The organism is Arcobacter siniprincipis (SeqCode) (assembly GCF_048571125.1).
GTDB lineage: Bacteria > Campylobacterota > Campylobacteria > Campylobacterales > Arcobacteraceae > Arcobacter > Arcobacter siniprincipis.
Genome location: NZ_CP182343.1, coordinates 2,827,738 through 2,845,355, shown reverse-complemented (window position 1 = coordinate 2,845,355; position 17,618 = coordinate 2,827,738). Strand labels below are relative to the sequence as shown.

15 protein-coding genes are annotated in these 17,618 nt (G+C 30.1%); 6 read left to right on the top strand and 9 right to left on the bottom strand.

Translation table 11 applies throughout. The features are described from left to right. Positions 1-58: 58 nt before the first annotated feature. The 3 genes from ACNI3D_RS14465 to ACNI3D_RS14455 all read left to right on the top strand — a co-directional run bounded on the left by ACNI3D_RS14465 (position 59) and on the right by ACNI3D_RS14455 (position 1,945). Positions 59-979, top strand: coding sequence for an aromatic alcohol reductase (locus ACNI3D_RS14465; protein WP_129099614.1), 921 nt, complete (start codon positions 59-61; stop codon positions 977-979). 219 nt (positions 980-1,198) lie between these two features. After that, positions 1,199-1,663, top strand: coding sequence for a bile acid:sodium symporter family protein (locus tag ACNI3D_RS14460; protein WP_419769001.1), 465 nt, complete (start codon positions 1,199-1,201; stop codon positions 1,661-1,663). 102 nt (positions 1,664-1,765) lie between these two features. Continuing rightward, on the top strand, positions 1,766-1,945 hold the full coding sequence (locus tag ACNI3D_RS14455; RefSeq protein WP_258238608.1) for a hypothetical protein: 180 nt from the start codon (positions 1,766-1,768) through the stop codon (positions 1,943-1,945). 97 nt (positions 1,946-2,042) lie between these two features. Here ACNI3D_RS14455 and ACNI3D_RS14450 read toward each other — a convergent pair whose 3' ends face one another. Further along, positions 2,043-2,876, bottom strand: coding sequence for an SDR family NAD(P)-dependent oxidoreductase (locus tag ACNI3D_RS14450; protein ID WP_419767494.1), 834 nt, complete (start codon positions 2,874-2,876; stop codon positions 2,043-2,045). A 772-nt stretch (positions 2,877-3,648) separates the two neighbouring features. On the opposite strand from ACNI3D_RS14450, the gene ACNI3D_RS14445 reads away from it, so the two are divergent. Beyond that, entirely contained in the window at positions 3,649-4,188 is a 540-nt protein-coding gene (locus tag ACNI3D_RS14445) for a hypothetical protein (RefSeq protein WP_419767493.1), read from the top strand. A 66-nt stretch (positions 4,189-4,254) separates the two neighbouring features. Next, on the top strand, positions 4,255-6,360 hold the full coding sequence (recQ, locus tag ACNI3D_RS14440) for a DNA helicase RecQ (protein WP_419767492.1): 2,106 nt from the start codon (positions 4,255-4,257) through the stop codon (positions 6,358-6,360). A 5-nt stretch (positions 6,361-6,365) separates the two neighbouring features. Here the strand turns inward: recQ and ACNI3D_RS14435 are convergent, their stop codons facing one another. The 8 genes from ACNI3D_RS14435 to ACNI3D_RS14400 form a co-directional block, all read right to left on the bottom strand. After that, entirely contained in the window at positions 6,366-8,069 is a 1,704-nt protein-coding gene (locus ACNI3D_RS14435; protein ID WP_419767491.1) for a CHASE domain-containing protein, read from the bottom strand. Next, complete coding sequence (locus ACNI3D_RS14430; RefSeq protein WP_419767490.1) at positions 8,066-8,746, bottom strand: response regulator transcription factor; 681 nt, start codon at positions 8,744-8,746, stop codon at positions 8,066-8,068. The genes ACNI3D_RS14435 and ACNI3D_RS14430 overlap by 4 nt, the downstream gene beginning before the upstream one ends. A gap of 33 nt (positions 8,747-8,779) precedes the next feature. Then, positions 8,780-10,489, bottom strand: a complete 1,710-nt coding sequence (locus ACNI3D_RS14425; protein WP_419767489.1) for a dipeptide ABC transporter ATP-binding protein — start codon at positions 10,487-10,489, stop codon at positions 8,780-8,782. Positions 10,490-10,501: 12 nt separating this feature from the next. Further along, positions 10,502-11,347 carry an ABC transporter permease gene (locus tag ACNI3D_RS14420; RefSeq protein WP_419767488.1) on the bottom strand — a complete coding sequence of 282 codons (846 nt, stop codon included), beginning with the start codon at positions 11,345-11,347 and terminating at the stop codon, positions 10,502-10,504. 8 nt (positions 11,348-11,355) lie between these two features. Further along, a complete protein-coding gene (locus ACNI3D_RS14415) occupies positions 11,356-12,378 on the bottom strand; it encodes an ABC transporter permease (RefSeq protein ID WP_419767487.1) in 1,023 nt (340 codons plus the stop codon). After that, positions 12,375-13,991: an ABC transporter substrate-binding protein gene (locus ACNI3D_RS14410; protein ID WP_419767486.1), complete on the bottom strand. Its 1,617-nt coding sequence runs from the start codon at positions 13,989-13,991 to the stop codon at positions 12,375-12,377. The genes ACNI3D_RS14415 and ACNI3D_RS14410 overlap by 4 nt, the downstream gene beginning before the upstream one ends. Positions 13,992-13,994: 3 nt before the next feature. Next, positions 13,995-15,797: an allophanate hydrolase gene (atzF, locus tag ACNI3D_RS14405; protein ID WP_419767485.1), complete on the bottom strand. Its 1,803-nt coding sequence runs from the start codon at positions 15,795-15,797 to the stop codon at positions 13,995-13,997. A 65-nt stretch (positions 15,798-15,862) separates the two neighbouring features. Beyond that, positions 15,863-16,735: a DMT family transporter gene (locus tag ACNI3D_RS14400; protein ID WP_419767484.1), complete on the bottom strand. Its 873-nt coding sequence runs from the start codon at positions 16,733-16,735 to the stop codon at positions 15,863-15,865. A 141-nt stretch (positions 16,736-16,876) separates the two neighbouring features. Here ACNI3D_RS14400 and ACNI3D_RS14395 point away from each other — a divergent pair, with 141 nt between their 5' ends. Then, positions 16,877-17,617: an amino acid ABC transporter ATP-binding protein gene (locus tag ACNI3D_RS14395; protein WP_309109216.1), complete on the top strand. Its 741-nt coding sequence runs from the start codon at positions 16,877-16,879 to the stop codon at positions 17,615-17,617. The last annotated feature ends 1 nt before the right edge of the window (position 17,618 follow it).

The following is a 17,618-nucleotide window of genomic DNA, read 5'->3' as shown; positions in this document are numbered from 1 at the left end:
CATATTTTCGTCTAAAAAATATACTTACCTTGTTAATAAATTAAGACAAGGAAAGATAATGAATATTTCAAATAATAGTAAAATTCTTATAATTGGAGCAGGGGAACTAGGGATGTCAATGATTGATGCCTTTAGTAAAAAAATAAAAACTAAGCAATGCTCTTTATATGTATTACTTAAAAAAGAATCGATAATAACTCCAAGCAAAGAAAAAGAACAAAGGCTTAAAGAGTTTGAATCTAAGGGGATAGAAGTTGTAAGCGGCGATTTACAAAATGATTCAATAGAAGAGTTAAGTGAAATCTTTTGTGAATTTGAAACCGTTGTAAACTGTAGTGGTTTTGTAGGAGGGAAAGGTACACAAATTAAGATTACTAGTGCTGTATTAAAAGCAAAAGTTACTAATTATATTCCATGGCAGTTTGGTGTGGATTATGATATTGTTGGAAAAGGAAGTGGTCAACCAGTTTGGGATGAACAATATGATGTTCGGGAGTTATTACATTCTCAAAATATTACTAATTGGGTAATTGTATCTACTGGAATATTTACTAGTTATCTATTTTCTCCACATTTTGGAATTGTAAATCTAAAAGAAAAAGTAGTTTGTGCCTTGGGTGATTGGGATTATAAAGTTACTGTTACTACTCCTGAAGATATTGGAATATTAACAGCCGAGATTACTTTTGTACCTGAGCTTAGAAACGAAGTAGTTTTTGTAGCTGGAGATACAATTTCTTATGCTAAATTAGCTGATGTGACTGAGGAGGTTATGGGAGAGCCTTTTGAAAGGAAGTTATTGAATATGGCTGACTTAAATAAAGATATAGAAAAAGATGAAAATAATATAGCTGCTAAGTATAGACTTGCCTTTGCAAGAGAAGATGGAGTAGCATGGGATAAAGAATTAACATTCAATTTTCAAAAAAATATTAAAGTGACTGATGCGAAAAGTTGGTTGAAAAAAAGTATTAATTAATTTTATATCTCCTAAAATAAAATAAGCAGAGGCTATCTTACCTCTGTTATTTTAATACTAAAATCTTAAAATTCTAAAAAGAACAATCTTTTTTTTCGCTTTAGTTTAAGTTATATAAATATCTTAATTATCAATAACAAATATGAGATATTAAAAAAATTGTACAAAAATGAATCTTTTTTTAGTTAGATTTATATAGACCTTTAAAAGCCTAAGCCTATTGGATTAACTGTAGTTTTACAGTTTTTACTTATGCCTTTGGCTGCTTTTGTTATTTCAAAAGCTTTTGACTTTTCTACAGAACTTACTTTTGGAATGATTTTAGTAGGTGCAGTATCTGATGGTACTGCTTCAAATGTAATAGCATATTTAGCTAAAGCTGATGTGGCATTATCCATAAGTATGACAGTTGTTTCTATACTTTTATCTATAGTAATAACTCCTTATTTGACATTATTTTATGTAGGACAAAACGTACCCGTACCAGCTTCAAGTATATTGTCTAGTATCTTAAAAATAGTATTAGCACAAGTTGTTATAGGTGTAATAGTGAATTATTTCTTTAATAAATATATTGAGAAAAATCAAGATTTATTTGCTTCTTTGTCTATTATCTCTATTGTGTTTATCATTGCGATTGTAGTAGTTTTAAATGAATCAAAAATTCATACTGTTGGTTTATAGCTATTAGCTGGTATTGTATTACATAACTTATCCTAGGTGGATACTATATAGCTAATTAGTTATGATAAAAAAGAGTGTAAATCTGTAGCTATAGAAGTGGGGATGCAAAACTCAGGTTTAGCAGTAGCTCTTTCTATAAAATATTTTAGTACTTTAAGTGCTCTTCCTGGTGCTATCTTTAGTATTTGGTATAATATTGCAAGGTCAATTATTGCCTCAATTTGGGCAAAACAGGAAAAATACTATTTAACTCAAAGTATGATAGTATCTCATAATGAATAATAAATATGAGATACTAAAAAATACTTTTGGGTATAATGCTTTTCGTTCTTTTGATGACTACGAGGGTGTAGCCTCTTGGGATAAGCTCTTGTTTAATTTAAAAGTCAGTACTAAAACTTAACTCTTTATTTTTTTCCAACTCTATTTCCAGAGTATCTATTTTATTTTTTGCATAAGAGTACGAATCTGAGCCTAAAAATAAATGAAAAGGAACTTCATCTAATAGTGAAACTTCATAAATCATTTTTGCGAGTTTTTTAGGATCACCTGGTTGATTTTGATTGATATCATTTTGATGCGTTGATACCATCTTTTTAGCTTCTTTGTAATCTGAAATTTCGTTACTTGGTGCTTTCATTGATGTAGATTCTAAAAAATTGGTTCTAAAATATCCAGGATAAACAAGTATCACCTTTATACCAAACTCTTCTACATCAGCTTTTAAACCTTCTGTTAGTCCAGCAACGGCAAATTTAGTAGAACAATAAATACCAGAACCAGGAAAAGTACCAATAAATCCACCAATACTTGAGATATTGAAAATATGTCCATTTCTTTGTTTTCTCATTATTGGTAAAACTGCACTTAATACATTGATTAGTCCAAAAACATTGATATTATAATTGTTTTCTATCTCTTTTTGGCTAAGCTCTTCTATAGCACCAAATAATCCATATCCTGCATTGTTTATAAGAACATCAATCCTAGAAAATTTCCTAATCACTTGATTAACTGAAGTCTCAATATCTTTTCTATTTGATAAATCAATTTCTAAAGCTAAAAAATTGGTATTTGTACTTAATGTAGTATCTATTTTACTAATATCTCTTGTTGTTCCTGCAACTATATGACCTTCCTTTAAAAAATGTTTTGTCATCTCATAGCCTAAACCTTGAGAAACTCCTGTTATAAAATAAACTTTTTTATCCATTGTTTTTTCCTTAATATGTATTTTAAATATTGAAATGAGTATATTTAATCTATGAATATATGTAAATACTTATTTCTATTGAATTACTGCACAATTCTATGAAGATAAATTGAATTTTATTATAAAGATTTTTCTTGAAGAGGTAAACCTCTTCGCTCTTCTTACTTTTGTGTTGACGAAAAGTAAGCAAAAGCAACTACGGCTTCGGAGTCAAAGGTTCCCTCATTTATTATTTTTAATTTCTAGCTTGCGGAACTCCTAAAAAAGAGTGAGTTTATCACTCTTTTTTACTCAAATAAGTCCTCAGCTTTCTCCAAAATGAAAAATAAATATTCGGCTCCTGCAGATGTAGAAAGAAATCTCTTTGGTTGTTACTTTCTCTTAGAAGTTCAACCTATCAATAAATTAAGAAACACAAGAAAAAGATAAAAGACTAAACAAATCAAAAATGTAAATGTCCTTATCCCACCTTTTATTCCAACATTTGCAAAAGCCGAGCGTTTATTTTTCTCTTTTCTAAACAAGATTGGCAACTGTTTTAATAAACGAGTTTTGCCAAGTAGAGAAGATAAAAATAATAAGAGAGGGAACCCAAAGGGCTTTGAAGCCGTTGGTGGTTTTGCTTACTTTGTCCATACAAAGTAAGAGAAAGTAAAGACCTTTAGGTATTTATGAGAATATTAGAATTAAATAATTAAGGATATTTTATATAAAATGTAATAGTAACAAATAAATGCTATTGAGAGAAATAATGAATAAAGATTCTTACATAATGATTAGAAATACAGTGATTGGTTCTGTTATTGCAGGAGTAATTCTTTTATATTTTCCAGTTCTAAGAGATTATGTAATTAGTTTTTTTACTTGGATTTGGGCAGGAATAACTTTGTGTTGGAATGCTATCTTTCAGTCTTATTCTTTTTCTGGATGGTTTTTACTATTAATTTTTATTTTTGCATTTATTGGTCTTATAACAATTATTAAGACTATTAAAGGTAAGCTAAAAGAACCAGAATTTAAATCATATGTAGAAGACACAATTTATCAAGCTAAATGGCGATGGAAGTGGTCAGGGGAACAAGTTTTAAGTTTATGGTGTTATTGTCCTTGTTGTGATGCTTCATTAGTTTATAATGATAGTTCGAATTATGATAGATATAGTTCTATTAAGAAAACTGAATTTATATGTGAAAATTGTGATAAGATAATTACTTCTATAAAAGGTGGCAATAAAAATTATGCAGTTAGTGCAGTAGAGCGTGAAATTGAAAGAAGAATTAGAACCAATGAATATAAGACAAATCAATTATAAGGTCTTTTAAATAGATTAAATAAGCTTTTCATACTCCCCTAACTCAAACTATGATACCATCACAAAATGAATAATAAACACAAAATACTAAAAGATATTTTCGGACATGAACACTTTCGAAGCTTTCAAGAGGAAGTTGTAGATAGTATTATCAATAAACAAGATGTATTGACCATCTTACCAACTGGTGGTGGTAAATCACTTTGTTATCAACTTCCAGCACTTCTTATGGAGGGAACGACAGTTGTAATCTCTCCACTTATTGCCCTTATGCAAGACCAGATAAAAGCACTCAATGACTTGGATATAAAAGCTGACATGATAAGTTCATCACAAAGTGGTGAAGAAAATGGCTTTACTATGCAGAAGCTTTTACGAGGGGAGTTGAAGTTTATCTATGTGGCACCTGAGCGATTTACTTCAAATGATTTTGTAGGAGTGTTACAACGAATCAATATCAACTATTTTGTAATAGATGAAGCCCATTGTGTATCTGCTTGGGGACATGAATTTAGAGCTGAGTATAGAAACCTTGATAAATTAAAAAGATTGTTTCCTCATACTCCAATAGCTGCATTTACTGCAACTGCTACAAAAAAGGTGGAAGCTGATATTGCTTCTAATTTAAACTTACAAGGGGCAAAACACTTTAGGGCAAAAACAGTTAGGAATAACCTTGATATAAAAGTTGAACCTCGAATTTCAAATGGTAAAAAACAGATACTAAGTTTTTTAAAAGTACATAAAGGCTTGTGTGGGATTATCTATACTTTTACTCGAAAAGAAGCAGAAAGTACGGCACAATTTTTATGTGAAAGTGGATATACAGCTAAGGCTTATCATGCTGGATTATCACCAGCTGTTAAAGATGAAGTTTATGATGATTTTGTTTATGAGAAGATTGATATCGTTGTGGCAACTATTGCTTTTGGTATGGGAATTGATAAATCAAATATCCGCTTTGTTATTCATACAAGCTTACCAAAAACACTTGAAAACTACTACCAAGAGATAGGTAGAGCAGGGCGAGATGGGGATATGTCTTATGTATATTTACTTTACTCAAAATCCGATGAGGTAAAAAGAAAAATACAAATAGAAGATGCCATAGATACAGGATATAAGCAAACAGGACTTGATAAACTAGAAGCCATGTATCGGTATTGTGTATCGAATAATTGTCGTCATAAAATTATCGCAAACTATTTTGAAGATGAGTGTGAAGATTGTAAAACCTTGTGTGATAATTGTACAAAAGGTGATATTGAACAAGTTGACGTGAGTATAGATGTACAAAAGTTTTTAAGTGCTGTTTATAGAAGTGGTCAAAGATTTGGAGCAAATCATATTATAGATATTTTAAGGGGTTCAAAAAATCAAAAGCTTTTAGAGTTTGCACATGATAAACTTAGTGTTTATGGTTTGGGAGCAGATAAAAGTAAAAATGAGTGGGTGGCTATTGCTGATAAACTTATAGATATACAAGCTTTAAATTTAGGTGAATTTAGAGCATTAAAAATCAGTAATCTTGGTATGGAGATACTAAAAGGAAATGAAAAAGTTCTAATAGATAGTGATAAACTTGGTATTGCTCAAAAGATTGAAGAAGAAGTTACGGAACTGAGTTTTGATGAAGAGTTATATGAGAAATTTAGAACCTTAAGAAGAGAGATAGCCCAAGAGAGTGAAGTACCAGCATATGTAATATTTGGGGATAAAACTCTAAAAGAGCTAGCTTCAAAACTTCCCCTTACAAAAGAAGAGATGCTAGATATCAATGGAGTAGGTCTTGTAAAATATGAAAAATATGGTGAGAGTTTTTTATCTTTATGTAAAAGTATAAAAGAGGAGTTTAGTGAAAAACTAGAAAATAAAGTTTCTTTGAAAAAACTTACGAAAACATATTTAGAGACTTTTGAGTTAATTCAAGATGGGAAAACAGTAGAAGAGATAGCACAAATAAGAGATTTGGGTTTGACTTCTATTTTATCACATGTTTCAGTTTTAAGTGAGCATGAAAAAATATCAAAAGAGAAAAAAGAAGAGCTTTTAAAACCACTCCAAATCCCTCAAAATATAAAATCTTGGATAGAAGAGGGTTTAAATTTGGATTCAATAAAAGAGTTGCGAAAACAGTTATACTTGTATGAGTATTTATCTAAAGAAATATAAATTTTTTAAATAGGAAATTCTATTGTAAATGTGGCACCAGTACATTTCTCTTTGTTTATATAAAAGGTGCCATTTTTTACGTTTATTTTTCCATTCATATGTTCAGTTATAATCATTTTACATAAGTGCAATCCTATACCTGAACTTTGTTTTGTACTAAAAAATTGTTCAAATATATTTTCTATATGTTTTTCATCTATTCCACCTGCATTGTCTCTTATGGTTATAAACTTTTTATTATCTGTTTCATAGGTAAATATTTCCACTAAAGGCTTATTTACTCTTCTTTCTATAAAGGCATCCCTACAATTAGATAAGATATTAATAAGTACTTGTGAAAATTCATTTTGATAGCCATATATTCTTACTTGATTCTTTTTATTATCCCTTTTAACTCTTAATTCTAATTTTGTAAAATCGTGTTCTAAAAGTTTTAGGGCGATATCTAACGTATCATCAAATAAGAAGTTAGTTTTGATTTTATCTTGAATATGGAAATTTTTAAATTCATCTACAAGATTACTCATATACACTAAAGTATTTTGCATATTATTAAGTGAATTTTGGAGTTTTTCTTGGGATGGCATACCCTTAAACTCTATCTCACTTTGTAAGGAGATGATATTTGAAGATACTTTTGATAAGGGACTTCTCCATTGATGCTCGATATTTGATAGAGTTTCACCAATTGTGGCATAACGAGATTGGATATACAAAATCTCATCTTTATTTTTAAGCTCTTGTATTGATTCATATTTCAAGTTATAAAATTTATTGATTCTATAAGAAACTATGATTGTCAAAAGGATTCCAATAAATAAGCTTAGTTCTGTAACAAAACTTCTTCTTTCATTTATATATTTCAAACTAGGTATTGCTTGAAAAGTCCATTGTCTAGACCAAATAACTGGTAAGTTTTTTTTATATTTTAGGTGTTTATATATTTTATTTAAAGAGTTGTGAGAATAAATCTCTTCATTTATATTGTTTGTAGTATCAAATATTTTGAAATTTATCTCGTTTGAAGTTTCATCTTCTTCTAAAATTGATTTTTTAAATATATCTTCTATAACAAAAACACCAAGAACAAAACTTTTGATATCTTCATTTTCATCAAAGATAGGCAAAAAAGCTAAAAACCCTTTTTTGTTCTTTTTTTGTACCAACTCTATTGCTTGAGTAACTTGTGGGCTTTTTGTTTTTAAAGCTTTCTTTATAGTTTCAAATCTATTTTTATCGCTTGACAAATCAAAGCCTAAGGCCTTTTCATTATTTAAAAAGGGTTCAACATAATATACTGGAAAATACCTATCTTTTGATTCTACTTTTTTCATATTATTATTTTTTGATTCTTTTGTAAAGAAAAAATCCTTTTCAAAAAGTTTTCTTTTTTCATTTGGAACTATTGGAATCCATTCTAAAGCATGAATAGCATCATGTCTTTGTATTATTTTTTTTGCTTCTTTTGAAAACTGGTCTTTTGTAGGAGTTTGACCATTATTGTAAAGAATTGATAAGCTGTAAAGAGTTTCGAGATTTAATAAAATTTCTCTATAAAAAGATTTTGTTTTATTATCGACTATATTTTGAAATCTACCTTGTATATTTTTTTCTTCAATATTATTAATAATATAACTAACAGATATAGATAAAAATAATCCAATAATTATTATGGAAGATACATGTAGTTTATATTTATTTCCTATCAAATTAAAAGCCTATAACCCTGTTCGTTTTCATTTAAAATACACTCTTTCCCTATTTTTTGACGAAGTTTTCCAATTAGTACTTTGAGTGTCCCTTTATTTAAAAGGTCACCTTCCCAAACATTTTCTTCTAAAATATCATAAAAAACAAGTTCATTTTTATACTCAATTAACGTTTCTAAAAGAAGTCTCTCTTTATTTTGTAGTTTTTCTATTTCATTTTTATTATTGGTAAATATATGGTTGTGCAAGTTATATTTAGCGCCATTTTGAAATGTTATTTCAAATTTATTTCTTTCTAATAATTTTTGAGAACAATTAAATAAAGCCTCTTTTAAAGAAGCATAAGAGATAGGTTTTATGATATAAGATTCTAGATGTAAAGAGACAGCTTCCATAAGAAAGCTTTCTGTTTTATAAGCTGTTAGCACTACAACTGGAGTTTGGCTATCTTCTTCTCTTATCTCTTTGATAAGTTCAAGTCCATTCATCCCTTCCATATCAATATCTGTGAAGATAATATCAGGTTTTATCTCATCATATATCTCTAAAGCCTCTTTTGCATTTGAGGCAGAATAGACTTTTTTAACAATATTTGAAATAGTATTCGTGATGTTTTCTCTTACTTCATCATCATCTTCAACATACAACACAGTAAGGTACTTTAATATATTTTTCATGTGAAATTATATCCTATTCTTCTTCTTTGCAAATTAAGCCATTTTTAGTTTATTTGGTTCAAAATGAGGAATCGATGCAATGAGTTTTTTTGTATAATCTTTTTGTGGATTTTCTAAAATATCATGTACAGTTCCTTGTTCAACTATTTCACCTCTATTCATCACAATAACCCTTTCACATAATAGTTTTACAACATTTAAATCATGTGAAACAAAAATATAACTCATACCTAACTCTTTTTTTAATCTATCTAATAATTGTAAAACTACAGCTTGAACTGATACATCAAGGGCAGAAGTTGGCTCATCTAGAATCAATATCTTTGGATTTACTGATATTGCTCTTGCTATTCCTACCCTTGCTTTTTGACCACCTGAAAGTTGGTGGGGAAATCTAGAGAGTAAATGAATAGGAAGTCCTACCATTAAAGATAATTCTTCTACTTTTTCTTTTATTTTTTTTCTGTCTCTCATTTTTAAAAGTCGTCTAAGGGGCTCTGCAATACAATCAAAAGCATTAAATCTAGGATTTAAACTATCTGTTGGATCTTGAAATACCATTTGTATTTTATTTCTTTGTTTCATGGCTGCAAATTGTTTAGATGTGTAAGCTGTGATATTCTCATTTTCTAAAATTATATCACCAGAAGTTGGATCTAAAAGTTTTGTAATCATATTTGATGTTGTAGATTTACCACAACCTGATTCTCCTACTAACCCTAAACTTTCACCTTTTTTTAGATTGAAGGTGATTCCATTTACCGCTGTAAAAGTATTCTCTTCTTTTTTCTTTGCAAAGAGGCTACTTTTGTCCCTTAGAGGAAACTTTTTAACTAAGTTTAAAACTTCTAAAATAACTTCACCTTTTTTTGTTATTTCATTGTGTATTTGCTTTTTTGAGACTATCTTTTCACCTTCCATCTCTTCTGGAATAGCAGTCAAATCTGAAAGTTTAGATTTTGGACCAGGGGATGCTGCTATTAGTTTTATTGTATATGGGTGTTTTGGTTTTGTAAAAAGTTCATAAACACTATTTTTTTCTACTATCTCACCCTTTTGCATAACACAAATATTATCACAATACATTGCTGCCATTCCAAGGTCATGGGTTATTAACATAACAGCCATATGATGCTCTTTTGCCAAATCTTTAATTAAATCCATTATCACTTTTTGTGTAGTAACATCAAGGCCTGTTGTTGGTTCATCTGCTATTAAAAGTCTTGGATTACAAGCAATTGCAATTGCTATCATAACCCTTTGACACATTCCCCCTGATAGTTCAAAAGGATAAGACCAATATCTATCTTGTGGGTTTACTATTTTTACTTTTTCTAGTATTTTTATCGCTTTTTCTTTTGCATTTTGTGGACTTGCTTGGTGGTGACAAATAAGTACATCTTCTATTTGTTTACCCACACATCTTATAGGATTTAAAGCAGCTCTTGGATTTTGAAATATCATAGAGATTTCTCTTCCTCTGATTTCTTTAAAATCTTTTTCTTTTGCAGTTGTTAAAGTAAATCCTTCAAACTCTATTTTTCCATTTGTTACTCTTCCTGCACTATCTAATAATCCCATTACTGTAAAAGCTGTAATTGATTTACCAGAACCACTCTCTCCAATTACTCCTAAAATCTCACCTTTTTGGATATTCATTGAGGCTTTTTTTAGTCCATGAACTGTTCCATTTCGTGTTTTAAAATCTATTGATAACTCATCTATTTTTAAAAATGAATACATAATATTAGCTCCTTATGTTCTTTTTTTAGGGTCTACTAAATCTCTTAATCCATCACCTAATAGATTAAAACAAAATACTGCAAGCATAAGTGCAAGTCCTGGAAATAAGGCTAACCACCACTCTCCTGAAACAATATATGTGGCTCCTTGAGCTACCATAATTCCCCACTCTGCATCAGGTGGTCTAACACCTAATCCTATAAATGATAATCCTGCTGCATTTAATATTGCCCAACCCATATTTAGAGAAATTTGTATCATCATAGGAGGCATACAGTTTGGAAATATGTGAAAAGCAAGGATTCTAAAATCTGAATTTCCATTAAGTCTTGCAGCTTGTACATATCCTGCATCTCTTCTTATTAGAACTTCGGCTCTTGTTACTCTTGCATAAAAAGGTATATTAATAACAGCTGTTGCATAAATAATATTTTCAATAGAATTTCCTAAAGTTGCCACAATTCCCATTGCTAAAACAAAAAGTGGAAAAGCCATAATTGCATCAGAAAATCGACCAATTATTTTATCAGCCCAACCACCTAAATAACCAGCAATTGCCCCAAAAGCACTACCAATGATAAAGGATAAAATTACTGCTGAAAAAGCTATCCATAAATCAAGTTTTGTAGCAACTATTACTCTACTTAAAACATCTCTTCCTAAGTTATCAGTTCCAAATAGATGCTCCCAAGAGGGAGGAGATAAAACTGCATGTGCATTTGTTAAAAGTGGATCATAAGGTGCAATAGCCGAACCAAATATAGCCAAAAATACAAAGGCAAAAAACATGAAAAATGAAAATGCTGTAATTAAATTATCTTTTAAAATATATTTAAAATGTGTAAAAAATTGTTTCATATTTTTTCCTAATTATCTATAGAGACACGGGGGTCAATAAGAGTTAAAATTATGTCAATAGTTAAATTTACTACAACAAAAAGTAATGCCATAGTAAGTACAAAACCTTGAACCGCTGCATAATCAGAAGCCACAAGTGCTTCAATAGCAAAAGAACCAATCCCAGGCCAAGAAAATACTTTTTCAACCAATACATTTGCACCTAAAAGAAATGAAAAAACCATTCCTAGTGTTGTAAGTATTGATAATAAAGAATTTCTAAGGGCATAAGTTATTAGGATCTTACTTCTTGGCAGACCATTTGCTCTTGCAGTTCTTATAAAATCGCTTGACAAAGCATTTAACATGGAAGCTCTTGTCATCCTAGCAATTGGTGCTAGAGCAAATATTCCTAGTGTAATTGCAGGTAACATTAGCTGTCTTACACTTGCCCAAAATGTCTCCATATCATTTGCTAACAAAGAATCAATAGTATAAAATCCTGTTACATGGGGAGGTGATAAATATAAAATATCAAGTCTCCCAATAGGAGAGGGTGCTACTCCTAAAAGATAATAAAAAATATATATCAAAAAAAGTCCCGTAAAAAACGTAGGCAAAGATACTCCCATAGTAACTAATACTCTAGTTAGATGGTCAATCCAAGTTCCAGGTTTCGTAGCTGATAAAATTCCTAAGGGAATTGCAATTATTAATGCAAAACTTAGCCCTAAAAAAGTCAATTCCAATGATGCTGGAAGTCTAGTAGTTAACTCTTGTAAAACAGGAATACCAGTATTTAAAGACATACCTAAATTACCATGAAAAAGATTTTGTACATAGATAAAAAATTGTTCAACAATACCTTTATCTAAACCCAAAGAAACCCGTACTTGCTCGATTGATTCTTTATCTGCCATAGCCCCAGCAAAATAGACTGCTGGGTCACCTGGAAGCGCTCGTGTTAATAAAAAAGAGATTATTACAATACCTATAATCGAAGGGATTGATTGAAACAATCTATTTAATATCTGAGTTACTTTATTTTTCATGATTTTGTAATGGTTGTACAATCAAGCTGTCTATGGAACCATGAAGCATAGCCATCAATATTTTTTTGCATTGCTGCATCTAGATATGGTTGATATAATGGGATTCTAGGAACATCATCATAAACTATTTCAATCATCTCTTTAATCATATTTTCATATTTTGGATTATCTATTTCCATATGAAGTGTTTCATCTGTTAGTTTCTCAATCTTTTCATTTTTATAATTAGATGAATTAAATAAGTGTCCATATTTATAAGCCCAGAAGAAGTAATAATCAGGATAATTTAACCACCCTCCAAAGTTTTCTAAGTGCATAGGAAGTCTTTTTTCAACAAGTGCTGCTGTTCTCCAGTTTGCTCCTGGGATTTTGTCTAGTTTAACTTTTATACCTATTTTTTTCAATCCTTCTTGGATTAGAAGTGCTGTTGGTTCTTGCCATGATGCAAGACCTAAATTATACGAAAGTGTTGTTTCAAACCCATCTTTGAAACCAGCTTCTCCTAATAGTTTTTTAGCTTTTTTTATATTTGTATTATAAGGAGATGGTTGAGGCCATACAATATTTGATGGAGTTTTACTAGATCCTCCAAACATAGGTTTTCCTCTTCCATAAGCTGCTGATGATAAAATCTCTTCATAAGGAATAGCATAAGCAATAGCTTGTCTAACTTTTTTATTATCAAAAGGTTTATATTTAACATTTAATCCTAAAACATGTATACAGTTATCAATAGGAGCACCAGAAACTTTTATTTTACCCCCTTCTTTGAACTCTTTTACATCTTTTGGAGGAACATTTGTATAAAGGTCTGCATCTTTTCTCTCTAATAATGCTCGTCTAGTTGAAGCTGATGGTACTTCTCTTACTATTACTCTTTTTATTGCAGGTTTTGGAGCTATCGCATAATCTTCATTTCTTTGGTAAACAAATTGTTGACCCGGATCCCATCTTAAAATTTTGTATGGTCCTGAACCAGCAGGAGTTTTATGTAAATATTCTGTAGCCCAAGGGTCATTTGCAGTAGAGTGTGCTTTAGCAACTTTTGAGTTGATAATAAAAGGAATTGGAACAGCTAAATCAGGAAGTGTTAATTTAGAAGGAAATGGTAAATCAATTCTAAATGTCATATCATCAACAACAACAAACTGTTTAGGATCTGACATAGAACCAGCTTTCATCTGTACAGTTGGGAAACCACCTAAAGTAACAGCTCTATCAAAAGACCATTTTACATCATGTGCAGTAACTGGTGTACCATCCCAAAATTTAGCTTTTGGATTGATTTTAAAAGTAATTGATTTTTTATCATCTGAAAATTCCCATGATTGGGCAACTTCTGGCTCTATTTTTGTAGAATCATAAGCCATTGAACCATCAGGAAGAGTTTTAACTCCAAATTTCACAAGTCTGTCATAAATATTTACTGTAACTTGATAACTAGGTCTATTTGTACCTTTTCTATGTAAATCTAAACTATTGATATTGTTTCCACTAACAACTACTAAAACACCATTGCTTCCCGTTGCTGCATTTGCTTGGGTTGGTAAATATCTTAAAAAAGGCAGTATTGAAGCAGCACCTGCTATTCTCATAAAATCTCTTCTTTCCATTTTTTATCCTTTAATTTGATTTGAATTTAAAAAAGCTTTCCAGCCACCAAAACTTGAAATATCTTTTGCACCAATTAAGGCACTTGCTTCACATAAAAAACCTTTTACAGTTTTTTTATTTTCTAATTCAATTGAACCTATGCATAAGGGTTTTGGAATAGTTCTTTCAAATTCTCCCAAATTTTCAATTGGTATTGCCCAAACTTCAAGTTCAATAGAAACTCCATTTTCATCTTGAATAAGCCCAGGTTTTAGTATTTCTTCATCTTGAAGTTTAAAAAGTTTGTAATTTGGAGTTGTTTTTGCTTCATATAAAAACCTTGCATTTAATTTAACTAGGTCTTTATTTAGTGGCATTCCTCTAAGATGTGTTCCTACAACAGCCACTTCTATTTCATCGTAAGTTACTCCAAAAGTATCATCGTCACTTAGTTTTACTTCAACCTTACTATTTCCATAAGTTAGAGTCATATCTTTTTGGATATATTTTGCAAACTTTGCAAGCATCAGTTCTTCAAAGGCATTTGCTATGATTGTAACTCCTCCTGCAAAACCATCTTCTCTTTTATTTACTGGAATTGCTATGGCACTTAGGTCTAATAGATTTACAAAGTTTGTATAAATACCAAGTCTAGAGTTTGCTTTTATTGGGTCATCTTCTATCTCTTTTACACTTGCAACCCTTGGCATTGAAGGTAAACATAAGATGTCAAATTGTTCTAACACTGGTTCAATCTCTTTTTTAAGTTCATTAAATCTATAAATATCTCTATATACATCACTTGCAGAAAAGGTTTCTGCTTTTTGAATTAGTGTTCTAGTAATATCTAAAATATCAGCTGGTTGATTTTTTATCATATCTCCAATTACAGTGTATCTTTCAGCCAACCAAGTACCTTCATATAATAATTGTGCAACTTCAAAGAAAGGTTTTAAATCTATTTCAATAGTTTTAAAACCTTTTTCTTTTATAAGTGAGATTGTCTCTTGGTATGATTTTCTTTGAATTTCATCATCAATAAAGATTTGAGAATCGCTATTTGGAATAGCCACAACTACATCTTGGGTATTTTTATATTTGTTTTTAGGTCTTTTTTTAGAGTAGGGATCTTTTTGGTCATGTTTGCTAGCAATTTCAAAAATATCATAAGCATCTTCAATATTTAAAGCAAAAACTGAAACAGCATCAACTGTAAGACAAGCAGGTACAACACCTCTTTTTGAAAAAGCTCCTAAAGTTGGTTTTAGTCCAACTAGATTATTAAGTGCTGCTGGGATTCTTCCAGAACCTGCTGTATCAGTTCCAAGGGAGAAGCTAAATAATTGGTGAGAAACAGCAACCGCTGAACCACAACTAGAACCACCTGGAATGATTTTTTCATCAAGGGCATTTTTAGGTGCTCCATAAGGAGTTCTAATTCCTACTAAACCAGTTGCAAACTGGTCTAGATTTGTTTTTCCTATACAAATGGCACCTGCTTGTTTTAAAACTTTTACTATAAAAGCATCTTCTTTTGCAATATATTCATATGCAGGACAAGCAGCAGTTGTAGGAATACCTTCCACATCAATATTATCTTTTACTGTAAAAGGGATTCCCCAAAGTGGTTTTTCACTTAAATTCATCTTTTCTAAAGATGAAGTTTGAGCAAATATATCTTCTATTGGCTGTAGATGAATAAATATTCCATCATCATTTACTTTTTTAATTCTATTGTAAACCTCAGTTACAATATCTTTAGGTGTTACACCTTTTTTGTATGAGTCATGGATACTTTTGATATCAAATAACTGATTGCTTAACATGTTTTACCTCTTCAAAATAAAATTTATATTGAAATTGTAAAACTATGAGGTAAATTAAAAGTAAATTACTTTTTTTTGAATTTGATTTCCGCTAAAAGTAGGGCGAGTATGATTAAGGTAGCTCCAAAAAGTTGGATTGAACTTAAAAGTTCATTTCCTACAAAGTAGCCATAAATACCTGCACTTACAGGTTCCATAGAAAAAATAACTGCTGTTTTTGTAGGAGTTGTAAACTGTTGCATATAAGTTTGAATCAAAAATGCATAAACAGTTGCAAAGATAGAAGTGATTATTAGTGCTTTTAAAAATGTATTATTAAAATCCAAATCAAAAGTTACACTATCTAAACTAAGTGAAAATAATAAAGATAATATTGTTACAGTTATAAATTGAAACAGTACTAAGAGATATACATTAACTCTTTTTGAATATTTGTCAGTAAAGAGTATTTGTAAAGCAAAAAGTAAAGCACATATAATTCCTAATACTTCACCTTTTCCAAGTGATAAACTTCCACTCATAGTTAATAAATACAGACCACAAACGGCTATTAGAGAACTTATAAAAACCATTTTTCTAACATATTCTTTAAAAACAACATAGGCTAAAAAAGGTACAATTATTACATTTAATCCTGTTAAAAAAGCTATTATTGAACTTTTTGTATAGGCTAAGCCAAAGGTTTGAGTAGCAAAAGCAGAAAATAAAAAACAACCCAAAATAACTCCATAAAGTATAGTTTGTTTATTTAGTTTGTCAAAATATTTATATGCAATTATTGCCATTAAAATAGTAGCAATTCCAAAACGCCAAAATAAAAATGCATAAACAGGTACAGATTTAATAGCATCTTGTACCATTAAAAAAGTCACACCCCAAGCAATAGCGACAGTTAAAAGTAAAAAGTCTGCTCTTAGTTCTAATAGTTTTTTATTCAATTATTCTCCTAAAATAAAATTTGCATTGTACCCATAGTTTATTTAAGCAAAAGATTATTTTATGTATAAATTATATACATGCTCTATAGGAATGTTAAAATAAATTTAGCTATGATATCGTCTTAGTCTAATTAAAGAGAGATGATGGATAATATTATAAGTATGAAGAAAATCGATAAGTTTTATGACAAGTTTCATGTCTTAAAAGGAATTGATTTCAATGTTAAAAAAGGTGAAATTGTTGTGGTCTGTGGGCCTTCAGGTTCAGGGAAATCAACATTAATCCGATGTATTAATGGTTTAGAAGAAATAGATAGCGGTGAAATTTTTGTTGATAACATCGATATCCATGGAAGCAAAAAAAATCTACAAACTATAAGAAGCGAAGTTGGTATGGTATTCCAACATTTTAATCTTTTTCCCCATTTAACTATACTTGAAAACATTACTTTAGCACCCAATTTAGTCAAAAATATAAAAAAAGAGGATGCTAGCACTATTGCAATGGAACTTTTAAAAAAAGTAAAACTAGAAGATAAAGCGAACTCTTATCCTGGGGATTTATCTGGTGGTCAAAAACAACGTGTTGCTATTGCTAGAAGTTTAGCAATGAAGCCTAAGATAATACTTTTTGATGAGCCTACCTCTGCCTTAGATCCAGAAACAATCGGTGATGTTTTAGCTGTAATGAAAGATTTAGCCCACGAAAGCTTTACAATAGTATGTGTAACTCATGAGATGGGGTTTGCAAAAGAAGTTGGAGATAGAATAGTATTTATGGATCATGGTGTTGTAGTTGAAGAATCTACACCAAAAGAATTTTTTGAAAATCCAAAAAGTGATAGAGCAAAAAAATTCTTAAATGAAATTTTAACACATTAAA